Source organism: Micromonospora sp. NPDC003776 (assembly GCF_053605645.1).
The window spans coordinates 1-10,458 of the sequence record NZ_JBSGJR010000208.1; the positions used below are offsets into that span (position 1 = coordinate 1).

General features: G+C 74.5%; 10 protein-coding genes and 1 pseudogene. 5 read left to right on the forward strand and 6 right to left on the reverse strand.

Annotated elements, in window-relative coordinates:
- Positions 1 to 32: 32 nt before the first annotated feature.
- From ACWEVO_RS18170 to pseB, 4 genes and pseudogenes are all read right to left on the reverse strand, one after another.
- Positions 33 to 848, reverse strand: a pseudogene (locus tag ACWEVO_RS18170) (class I SAM-dependent methyltransferase); the annotation flags it as partial.
- Positions 838 to 1,680 (reverse strand): hypothetical protein, encoded by an 843-nt coding sequence (locus ACWEVO_RS18175; protein ID WP_452308700.1) that lies wholly within the window; start codon positions 1,678 to 1,680, stop codon positions 838 to 840. The gene ACWEVO_RS18175 and the pseudogene ACWEVO_RS18170, both read right to left, overlap by 11 nt.
- A gap of 11 nt (positions 1,681 to 1,691) precedes the next feature.
- On the reverse strand, positions 1,692 to 2,840 hold the full coding sequence (locus tag ACWEVO_RS18180) for a DegT/DnrJ/EryC1/StrS family aminotransferase (protein WP_452308708.1): 1,149 nt from the start codon (positions 2,838 to 2,840) through the stop codon (positions 1,692 to 1,694).
- A gap of 5 nt (positions 2,841 to 2,845) precedes the next feature.
- Positions 2,846 to 3,829 carry a UDP-N-acetylglucosamine 4,6-dehydratase (inverting) gene (gene pseB, locus ACWEVO_RS18185; RefSeq protein WP_452308701.1) on the reverse strand — a complete coding sequence of 328 codons (984 nt, stop codon included), beginning with the start codon at positions 3,827 to 3,829 and terminating at the stop codon, positions 2,846 to 2,848.
- Positions 3,830 to 4,052: 223 nt separating this feature from the next.
- Here pseB and ACWEVO_RS18190 point away from each other — a divergent pair, with 223 nt between their 5' ends.
- Genes ACWEVO_RS18190 through ACWEVO_RS18210 form a run of 5 tightly spaced genes read left to right on the forward strand, consistent with a single transcriptional unit; the run spans position 4,053 to position 8,685 of the window.
- The gene (locus tag ACWEVO_RS18190) at positions 4,053 to 4,295 is read left to right on the forward strand and encodes an acyl carrier protein (RefSeq protein WP_452308702.1); all 243 of its coding nucleotides are present in this window, start codon (positions 4,053 to 4,055) and stop codon (positions 4,293 to 4,295) included.
- Positions 4,276 to 5,028, forward strand: coding sequence for an SDR family NAD(P)-dependent oxidoreductase (locus ACWEVO_RS18195; protein WP_452308703.1), 753 nt, complete (start codon positions 4,276 to 4,278; stop codon positions 5,026 to 5,028). The genes ACWEVO_RS18190 and ACWEVO_RS18195 overlap by 20 nt, the downstream gene beginning before the upstream one ends.
- Positions 5,025 to 6,422: an AMP-binding protein gene (locus ACWEVO_RS18200; protein ID WP_452308704.1), complete on the forward strand. Its 1,398-nt coding sequence runs from the start codon at positions 5,025 to 5,027 to the stop codon at positions 6,420 to 6,422. The genes ACWEVO_RS18195 and ACWEVO_RS18200 overlap by 4 nt, the downstream gene beginning before the upstream one ends.
- Positions 6,416 to 7,465, forward strand: coding sequence for a LuxE/PaaK family acyltransferase (locus ACWEVO_RS18205; RefSeq protein ID WP_452308705.1), 1,050 nt, complete (start codon positions 6,416 to 6,418; stop codon positions 7,463 to 7,465). The genes ACWEVO_RS18200 and ACWEVO_RS18205 overlap by 7 nt, the downstream gene beginning before the upstream one ends.
- Positions 7,462 to 8,685 carry an acyl-CoA reductase gene (locus ACWEVO_RS18210; protein ID WP_452308706.1) on the forward strand — a complete coding sequence of 408 codons (1,224 nt, stop codon included), beginning with the start codon at positions 7,462 to 7,464 and terminating at the stop codon, positions 8,683 to 8,685. Before ACWEVO_RS18205 ends, ACWEVO_RS18210 begins: the two co-directional genes overlap by 4 nt.
- Before the next feature lie 99 nt (positions 8,686 to 8,784).
- On the opposite strand, the gene pseI is transcribed toward ACWEVO_RS18210, so the two are convergent.
- Entirely contained in the window at positions 8,785 to 9,837 is a 1,053-nt protein-coding gene (gene pseI, locus ACWEVO_RS18215; RefSeq protein WP_452308707.1) for a pseudaminic acid synthase, read from the reverse strand.
- On the reverse strand, positions 9,834 to 10,337 hold the full coding sequence (locus ACWEVO_RS18220; RefSeq protein WP_452308709.1) for a GNAT family N-acetyltransferase: 504 nt from the start codon (positions 10,335 to 10,337) through the stop codon (positions 9,834 to 9,836). Before ACWEVO_RS18220 ends, pseI begins: the two co-directional genes overlap by 4 nt.
- Between the last annotated feature and the right edge of the window lie 121 nt (positions 10,338 to 10,458).

The following is a 10,458-nucleotide window of genomic DNA, read 5'->3' on the forward strand; positions in this document are numbered from 1 at the left end:
GATCAGCCGGGCCTGACCCGACCTGGCTGGCAGGATGGGCCGGACGGCTCAGCCAGCCCGGCGTGCAGCGCGTCGACCGCCAGCCGGGCCGGGTCCTGGAGCACCGACCGGTCCGCGTACCCGCCCGCGCAGGCCCCGTGCAGCACGGCGTCGAAGAGCCCGGCGGAGGTGCCGCTGTCGAGTTCCCCGGTGGCCACCAGCGCGGTCATCGCCGCCGGGTGCGGGTACCCGGCGAAGCAGCCGTCGGGGGTGAGGCCGGCGTCGGTGAGCCGGCCGCGCAGCTGGTCGAGGTTGGCCGGGTGACCGGCGTCCAGCACCCCGTCGATGGTCCACGCGGCGTCGTCCCGGTCGGCGTACCAGGGCGAGAGGTCGACGATCCGGTGCAGGCCCACCGGGTTGTCCAGGCGCAGCAGCAGGGTGCCGCCCGGGCGCAGCGCGCCGGCCAGGGTGGCCAGCACGCCGTCCCAGCCGAGCCGGGTGCCCTCGACCGACTCCACCGGGTCCAGCCCCGATCCCGCGATCACCACGTCGTACGTCTCCCCGGCCGGCAGCCCGGTGGGCCCACCGACGATCACCCGCACCGGGCGGTCACCGGCGAGGTTGGCCAGCGCCACCCCGTCCAGGTGGCTGCGGAGCAGGCAGGTGACCTCGGCGTGCGCCAACCGGTCGAGGAACGCGGGCTCGTGCGGCCCGGCCAGCAGCACCCGGGCGCCGGCCGGCACCACGCGGGCGGCGAGCGCGGCGAGCGGGCCGCCGCCGGCCGGCCCGTCGGTACGCAGGTCGGACCAGGCCAGCATCTCGCCGCCGGGCAGGGTGATCCGCCGGGCGTGGGCAGTGTCAGTCGTCAACGTCGTTCTCCTGGAGGTGCGCCCAGCCGAGCAGCTCGCGCAGTTCGGCCGGGGCGCAGCGGTGGTCGGCGCCCAGTTCGGCGCGGGCGATCTCGACGGCGGTGGGCAGGTCCACCGACTCGCCGTGCAGCTCCGGCCACTGGCGGCGGATGCGGGCCGTGCCGCCGAAGGTGGGGTCCTCGTCGGCGAGCACCATCGGGTCGCCGTAGACAGCCGGCTCGCAGCCGGCGGCGATGCCGTAGAAGATGGCGCTGGTCAGCCGGTTGGAGGCGACCCGCTTGTGCCGGCGTAGCTCGGTGAGCTGCTTGTCGAGGAAGAGCGGGTCGGTGTCCCGCCACCAGTGCCCGCGGTAGCCGTGGCAGATGACCCGGAACCCGGCGCGCTCGTAGAGCCGGCGCACCCGCCGCATGCCGTACTCGTGCCAGTAGAGGCAGACCGTGACCGGGCCGGGCTCGGTGTCCCGGATCCGGGCGATCAGCTCCCGGTGGTCACCCTTGACGTGCTGCCCCTCCCAGCCGTGGAACGGGTACCAGATGGTCCCCTCCCGTTCCACCGGCTCCGGCTCCGCGGGCCGCAGCGCGAGCAGGTAGGTGAACGGCGCCCCGACGACCACGACGTTGCGCCGTCCGACCGCCCAGGCCCGGCGGCGGGTCTGTTCCGACCAGAGCAGGCTCGGCGTCCGCTCGGCGTACGGGTGGCCGGGCGCCAGCCCGTCGCCGATGTTCCAGCCGTGCTGCAGGTAGCCGTTGATCCGGGGCGGGTGCCGGTCGCCGAGCCCGCAGTACCGGGCCAGCACGTGGGCGTGGCCGTAGAAGTGGTTGGCGTGATGCATCGGTGTCCGTCTCAGGCAGCGCTCGGGGCCGGGGACCCGCGCAGGGCGGCGGTGAGGGCGTCGACCACCCGGTCCTGGTCGGTGTCGGTGAGCCCCGGGTACAGCGGCAGGGAGAGCTGCTGCGCGTAGAAGGCTTCGGCGACCGGGCAGGACCCGCGCCGGTAGCCGAGGTCGGCGAAGGCGGGGTGCCAGTGCACCGGGATGTAGTTGACCTGCACGCCGACGCCCGCGGCGCGCATCCGGTCGTAGACCTCGCGGCGCCGCCCGTCGAGCACCCGGATCGGGTACAGGTGCCAGGCCGGCCGGGCCCAGGAGCGGCGGGCCGGCAGCAGCACCCCGGGCAGGTCGGCGAGGGCCTCGTCGTAGCGGCGGACCAGGCGTTCCCGGGCGGCCAGGAAGTCGCCGAGCCGGCGCAGCTGGCTGCGGCCGAGCGCGCAGAGCACGTCGGGCAGGCGGTAGTTGAGGCCGAAGGCGTGCACCTCCTGGTGCCAGCCGCCCTCGTCCGGCCAGCGCTGCTCGGCCCGGTCGCGGACCAGGCCGTGGTTGCGGAACCGGCGGGCCCGCTCCAGCACCGCCGGGTCGGTGGCCACGACGGCCCCGCCCTCGGCGGTGGTGAGGTTCTTCGTCGGGAAGAACGAGAAGGTGGTCAGGTCGGCCAGCGAGCCGACCGGCCGGTCGTGGTAGCGGGCGCCGATCGAGTGGGCGGCGTCGGCGAGCAGCAGCGCGTCGCTGCCGGCGAGGGTCAACCGCAGGACGTCGTAGTCGGCCGGGTGGCCGGCGTAGTCCACCGCCGACACCACCCGGGTACGCGAGGTCACCGCCGCGGCGGCCGCCGCCGGGTCGAGGGTGAAGGTCTCCTCCTCGACGTCGGCGAAGACCACCCGGGCGCCGAGGGCGACGGCGGTGCTGGCGGTGGCCGCGAAGGTCATCGGCGGCACCACCACCTCGTCGCCGGGACCGACCCCGGCCGCCGCGTACGCGGTGTGCAGCGCGGCGGTGCCGTTGGCGACCACCGCGCAGCCCACCCCGCCGGTCCAGCCGGCCAGGTCGTCCTCGAACGCCGCCACCTGCGGGCCGGTGGTGAGCCAGTCGCCGCGCAGCACCTCGGCGACGGCGGCGACGTCCTCCGCCACAATGGACTGGCGGCCGTACGGGAGCATCGCCGTCACGCGTTGATCCCCAGCATCTCCCGCAGCCGGTCCGGGGTGAGCCACTGGTCGTTGCGGTCCGACTGGTAGGCGAACCCGTCCGGGACCGGCTCGCAGCCGGCCGGCGGCTGGTAGCCCCAGGTGGCGATGGTCGGCTGCACGATGAACCGGTCGGCCGCGCGCAGCGTCCGGCGGCTGTCGTCCGGCGCGATCATCTCCTCGTGCAGCTTCTCGCCCGGGCGGATGCCGACCTCGTGGGTGGTCGCGTCCGGGGCGACCGCCTCGACCAGGTCGAGGATGCGCATGCTGGGGATGCGCGGCACGAACAGCTCGCCGCCCTGCATCTGGTCGAACGAGTCCAGCACGAACCGCACGGCCTGGTCCAGGGTGATCCAGAACCGGGTCATCCGCTTGTCGGTGATCGGCAGGCTCTTGCCCTCGGCGGCGAGGCGGCGGAACAGCGGCACCACCGAGCCGCGGCTGCCCATCACGTTGCCGTAGCGGACCACGGCGAAGCGGGTCGGGTGGTGCGCGGCGTAGTGGTTGGCCGAGATGAAGAGCTTGTCGCCGACCAGCTTGGTGGCGCCGTACAGGTTGATCGGGCTGGACGCCTTGTCGGTGGAGAGGGCGATGACCTTCTGCACCCCGGCCTCGATCGCCGCGTCGACGACGTGCTGCGAGCCGGTGATGTTGGTGGCGATGAACTCCGAGGGGTTGTACTCGGCGGTGTCGACCTGCTTGAGGGCGGCCGCGTGCACCACGTGGTCGACGCCGTGCATCGCCCGGGTGAGCCGGTGCCGGTCCCGGATGTCACCGATGAACCAGCGCAGCCGCGGGTCGTCACCGAGTTCCTGGCGCAGCTCGTACTGCTTGAGCTCGTCCCGGGAGAACACCACCACCCGGGCCGGCGCGGCCTCGGCGAGGACGTGTCGGAGGAAGGTCTTCCCGAAGGAGCCCGTTCCGCCGGTGATCAGAATGGACGAGCCATTCAAAGCACTCAATTGGTGCTCCGTTCCTGGATCTGCTGGATGGGATGGCACGCTAGGTGCGGTGGGTAAACATCCCGACGCCCGATGATGAACACCCGTGGCTGGTCGGGTGAATGCCAACCGCCCTGCGGGCAAACACTTTTTCGCAGGTCATCGTCCTGATGGGCCCGACTTTTCCTCGGCTACACTCGGCCGTCGACCCGGCCGTGCGAGCCGGTGAGCGAGGAGATCCGCAATGGAACTTGAACAGCTCAGGAGCGTGTTCCGTAACGCCCTGGAATTGCCAGGTGAATTTCCGGTGGACGATCTGGAATATCGGGGCAACGAGAAGTGGGACTCGCTCGCGCACATGTCGCTGGTCGCCGCGATCGAGGACGAGTTCGGGGTCATGCTCGACACCGACGAGGTGATCGACCTCAGTTCCTTCGACCGTGCGCGGCAGATCCTGGAGAAGCACGGTGTCGCCCTCACCGACTGAACCGGCCCCCGCGCGCTGCGCGCTGGTCACCGGGTCCACCCGGGGGATCGGCCGGGCCGTCGCGGGTCGCCTCGCCGCCGACGGGTACGCCGTCGCGGTGCACGGCCGCGACCTCGGCGCCGCCGAGGAGGTGGCCGCGACGCTGCCCGGCGGGCCGCACCTGGCGGTGGCCGGCGACGTCGCCGACCCCGAACAGGTACGCGCGCTGACCCGGACCGTCTTCGCCCGCTGGCGTCGGCTGGACGCGCTGGTCGTCAACGCCGGGGTGCACGAGGCCGGGCTGCTCGGCTCGGTCGCCGACGCGACCATCGACCGGCTCTTCGCGGTCAACGCGGCCGGCGCCGCGCACACCCTCCAACAGGGCGCGCGGCTGCTGCGGCGCGGGCGACGGCCGGCGGCGGTGCTCACCGCTTCGCTGGTCGGCACGGCCGGCGCCGCCGGCCAGGCGGTCTACGCCGCCAGCAAGGCCGCCGTCGAGGGGCTGACCCGGGCCGCCGCCAAGGAACTCGGCCCGGTCGGCATCCGGGTCAACGCCGTGGCGCCCGGGTTCATCCGTACCGACCTGCTGGCCGACCTGGACGCGGACGGCCGCAAGGCCCGGGCCGCGGCGACCCCGCTGGGCCGGCTCGGCGAACCGGAGGAGGTCGCCGAGGTGGTCGCGTTCCTGCTCTCCCCGGCGGCGAGCTTCGTGACCGGCCAGGTGGTCGGGGTGGACGGCGGGCTCACCCCGTGACCGGCCTGCTGCATCCCGACGCCCGCCTGGTCGACGCGGCCGGTGGCGGCACGCTCGGCGGGGCCGCGCTGCGGGACCGGGTGGCCGACCTCGCCGCCGCGCTGGACCGGGAACCGCCCGGCGTCGTGCTGGCCGCCATGCCGACCACGGTGGAGGGCATCCTGCGCTTCCTCGGCGCGCGGCAGGCCGGCCGTCCGGTCGCGCTGATCGACCCGCGTACCGGCGCGGACCGGCTGGCGGACCTGGCCGAGCGGTTCCGCCCGGCGGTGCTGCTCGCCGGCGCCGAACCGCTGCCCGGCTACCGCCCGGGCACCGACCCGCGGCTGGGCGCGTACCAGCGCCGGGCGGGGGAGCCGGGGCCCGCCCCGCACCCGGACCTGGCGCTGCTGCTGACCACCTCCGGCTCGACCGGCAGCCCCAAGCTGGTCCGGCTGTCCCGCACGGCGGTGCTGGCCAACGCGGCGGCGATCGCGGCGGCGCTCGGCCTCGACGGCGACGAGGTGGCCCCGACCAGCCTCCCGCTGCACTACACCTTCGGCCTGTCGGTGCTCACCAGCCACCTGCACGCCGGGGCCACCGTGCTGGTCGAGGAGAACCCCCTCACCGCCCGGGGCTTCTGGTCCGCCGTGGACCGGCACGGGGTCACCTCGCTGGCCGCGGTGCCCTACCAGTACGAGATGCTGCGCCGGCTCCGCTTCGATCCGGCCCGCCATCCCCGGCTGCAGACGCTCACCCAGGCCGGCGGGCGGCTGCACCCCGACCTGGTGGAGGACTTCCACCGGCGGATGGCCGCGGTGGGCGGCCGGCTCTTCGTCATGTACGGGCAGACCGAGGCCACCGCCCGGATGACGGTGCTGGCCGCCGACCGGCTGCCCGAGAAGCTCGGCTCGGTCGGCCGGCCGGTGCCCGGTGGCGCGATCGCCGTCGACCCGGGAGACGGGCGCGAGACCACCGAGCCCGGGCGCACCGGCGAGATCGTCTACCGCGGCCCCAACGTGATGATGGGGTACGCGGAGACCGCCGCCGACCTGGCCCGCGGCGACGACCTGGGCGGGGTGCTGCGCACCGGCGACCTGGGCCGCCTGGACGACGACGGCTTCCTGCACGTCACCGGCCGGATCAAGCGGATCGCCAAGGTGTTCGGCGTCCGGGTCAACCTCGACGACGTCGAGCGGTCCCTCGGGCACCACGGCCCGGTCGCGGCCGTGGCCGGCCCCGACCGCCTCGTGGTGATCGCCGAGGGCGCCGACGACGACCGGCTGGCCCGGATCCGCGCCGAGGTCGCCGAGGGGCTGGGCACCCACTCCTCCGGCGTACTGGTGCGCAGCGTCGACGCCCTGCCGCTGACCGCCACCGGCAAGCCCGACTACCGAGCCCTGGAGGAGCGGTGCTGACCGACGTGTTCACACTGACCCAACCCGAGAAGGAGAAGCGGCTGCGCGACGAGTTGACCGCGCTGGTGGCCCACCACCGGCGCGCCTGCCCGCCGTACGCCCGGATCCTGGACGCCCTCGGCGCCACCGACGACGCGGCGGCCGTGGCCGACCTGCCCTGGCTGCCGGTCCGGCTGTTCAAGACCCGCACCCTGGTGAGCGTCCCCGAGGACCAGGTGATCCGGGTGCTCACCTCCAGCGGCACCACCGGCGAGGTGAGCCGCATCCACCTGGACCGGGAGGCGGCGGCCACCCAGTCGCGGATGCTCGCCCGGACCCTCGCCACCGTGCTCGGGCCGCGCCGGCTGCCGATGCTGGTGGTGGACCGCGCCGGCGTGGTGGGCGACCGCCGCTCCTACTCGGCCCGGGGCGCCGGGGCGCTCGGCATGGTGAACTTCGGCCGGGACCACCTCTGGCTGCTCGACGCCGACGACCGGCCCGACGTCGACGCGCTGCGGGCGTTCCTGGACCGGCACGGCGGCGAGCCGTTCCTGATCTTCGGGTTCACCTTCATGGTCTGGACGTACCTCTACGAGGTGGCCCGCGCGCACGGGCTCGACCTGTCCCAGGGCATCCTGGTGCACTCCGGCGGCTGGAAGAAGCTCGCCGACCGGGCCGTCGACAACACCGAGTTCCGCCGCCGCCTCGGCACGGACACCGGGCTGACCCGGATCCACAACTTCTACGGCATGGTCGAGCAGATCGGCACGGTCTTCCTGGAGGGCCCGGAGGGTGGCTCGCTCTACTGCCCCGACTTCGCCGACGTGATCATCCGCGATCCGGTGACCTGGCGGGAGGCGCCGGTCGGCACCCCGGGCGTGATCGAGGTGGTGAGCACCCTGCCCACCTCGTACCCGGGGCACGTGCTGCTCACCGAGGACCTCGGCGTGGTGCACGGCGTCGACGACGGGCACTGGCCCGGCAAGCGGTTCAGCGTGCTCGGCCGGCTGCCCCGGGCCGAGGCGCGCGGATGCAGCGACACCTATCAGGGAGGTACGGCGTGACCGTCCGGATGCGTTTCCCCGCCGGCGGGACGGTGCCGGTGGCGGACCTGCTGGCCACCGACGGCCCGGAGCCGCTGACCGTGGGCGACCCGCGGATGGTGGACTTCCTGGCCGGCGTCTCCGGCCGGCTGCTCGCCCCGGCGCTGGCCCGGCGGCACCCGGAACTCGGGTCGCTCGGCTTCTTCCTGCGCCGCCGCGAGCTGCTGCGCGCGGTCGACCGGCTGCGCGGCGCGCTCGGGCCGGACACCCTCGCCTTCCCCCGGGGCCGGGTGTTCCACGTCCCACCGGCCAACGTGGACACCATCTTCGTCTACTCGTGGGCGCTCTCCGCGCTGGCCGGAAACACCAACGTGGTCCGGGTGTCACCGCGCTCCGCGGCGGCCGCCGACGCGGTGCTGGAGGTGCTCAACGCCGGCCTCGCCGACGCCGACCCGGTGGTGGCCCGGACCCAGCTGATGGTCACCTACGGCCACGACGACGCGGTGACGGCGCGGCTGAGCGCCGCGTGCGACCTGCGCGTCATCTGGGGCGGCGACCGGGCGGTGGAGACACTGCGGCGGCACCCGCTCGCCCCGGCCGCCCGCGACCTCACCTTCCCGGACCGGTCCTCCTTCGCCGTGCTGTCGGTGCCCGGCTGGGCGGCGGCCTCGCCGCAGCGGCGCCGGGACGCGGCCATCGCGTTCGCCAACGACGCGTACTGGTTCGACCAGGCGGCCTGCGCCTCGCCGCGCACGGTGTTCCTGGTCGGCGCGGCCGAACCGGCCGAGCAGGTGCGCGCCGAGTTCATCGGGCTGCTCGACGAGGTGGTCCGCGACCGCGGCTGGGACGTCGACGCGGCGATGGCGGTGGAGAAGCGGGTGGGCGCGTACGGGCTGGCCGCCGACGGGGGAGTGCGGCGGATGACGTTCCACCGCAACGCCCTGGCCACCCTGGAGCTGACCGGCGTCGGGGCCACCCCCCGGCACTGGCTGGGCGCCGGCACCTTTCCCTTCGTCACCGTGCCCGACCTGGCCGAGCTGGTGCCGTTCGTGCAGCGGCGCGACCAGACCCTCACCCACTTCGGCTTCACCCGCGACGAACTGGTGGAGCTGGCCCGTCGCCTCGGCGGCCGGGGCGTGGACCGGATCGTGCCATTCGGTGCCGCGCTCACCTTCGCGCCGGTGTGGGACGGTCACGACCTGCTGCGGGAGTTCGTCCGCCTGGTCACCGTCGACGGCTGACCGGCGGGCGGTCCCGGCCGGAGCGGTGTGCCGGCCGAAACCGCCGCCGACGACGAGGGCCCGGGAAGGTGCGCCTTCCCGGGCCCCCGTTGCCGTCGGTCAGATCTGGTCCCAGGCCAGCGGGGTGCCGCGGGGCACGTCGCGGGCGAAGGTCCGGCCGAGCACCCGGTCCAGCTCGTCCGGGTGCAGCCCCCCGGCCGGCCGGATGGACCGGACGTTCTCCCGGGTCACCGGCTCGCCGGCGCGGACGTCGGCGACCACGTGCAGCGAGCGGCGGAACCGCAGGCCCTCCCGCTCGGTCGGGGTGGGTCCGACGATCGCGCTGCCCAGCGCCGCCCAGGCACGCTCGGTCTCCACCCGCAGCGCGGCCAGCTCCGCCGGCTCCAGCGAGAAGTCCGAGTCCACGCCCCCGTCGGCCCGGGCCAGGGTGACGTGCTTCTCGATCAGGCAGGCGCCCAGCGCCACCGACGCCACCGGCACGCCGATCCCCGGCGTGTGGTCGCTCAGCCCGACCGGCAGGCCGAAGGCGTCGGCCAGCACCGGCACCCGGCGCAGGTTGCTGTCCTGGGGCGGCGCCGGGTAGGACGCGGTGCAGGCGAGCAGCACCACGCCGTCGGCGCCGCCCTCGCGGGCCGCGCGCACGGCGGCGTCGATCTCGGCCAGGGTGGCCATGCCGGTGGAGATGACCAACGGCTTGCCGGTGGTCGCCACCAGCCGGATCAGCGGCAGGTCCACCAGCTCCGACGAGGCGATCTTGTACGCCGGCGCGCCCAGCTCCTCCAGCAGCTCCACCGCACTGTGGTCGAACGGCGAGGAGAACACCGTCAGCCCGTGCCGGCGGGCCCGCTCGAAGATCGGCCCGTGCCACTCGTACGGGGTGTGCGCGCGCCGGAAGAGCTGGTAGAGGTTCTCCCCGCCCCACAGGTCGTGGCCGTCGGAGATCCGGAAGGCCGGACCGTCGTGGTCGATGGTGATCGTGTCCGGGGTGTACGTCTGCAGCTTGAGCGCCTGCGCGCCGCTCTCCGCCACCGCGTCCACGATCCGCAGCGCCCGGTCCAGGCTGCCGTTGTGGTTGCCGGACATCTCGGCGACCACGAGCGGCGGCTCGCCGGGGCCCACCAGGTGCGGCCCGATCTTCACTGTGCTGGTCATGTTCCCCTGCTCATCTCCGTCCACACCACCTGGCGCGGCGTACCGTCGATCTCCCGCTGGTAACGGCGGACGATCCGGAAACCGAAGCGTCGGTGCAGCGCCAGCACCGGCGTGTTGTCGGCGAGGGTCTCCCCGCCGAGGGTCCGGGCCCCGAGCGTGTCGAAGGCGTGCGCGACGGCCGCCCGCTGCAACCCCAGCCAGGCCGGCAGCAGCTCGCCGCGCTCCTCGAGGCCGTCGATGTCGAGATAGAAGCCCCAGGTCAGGGCCTTGTCCGGCGAGGTCACGCCGGTGAAGGTGACCACGCCGGCCGGGCGGCCCTGGTGCAGGTGGACGAGCACCCGCCGGTCCGGGTCGGTGCGGACCGCCTCCCACCAGGCGAGGTGCTCCTCCGGACCGATCTCGTGCTGGGTCAGGCTCACCCCGCGCACCTGCGGGTGGTTGCGCCAGCGGCGCATCCGGTCGAGGTCCCCGGTGCCGGCCGGGCGCAGCGTGGCGCTCACCGGCGTACCGCCAGGGCACCGGGCTCCCAGCGCGGCACCCAGCGGACGGACCGTGCCCCGGTCGTTGAACGCCCCACCGACCAGGACGATCGGCGGCCCCTCGCCAGCCGTCTCGTACGCG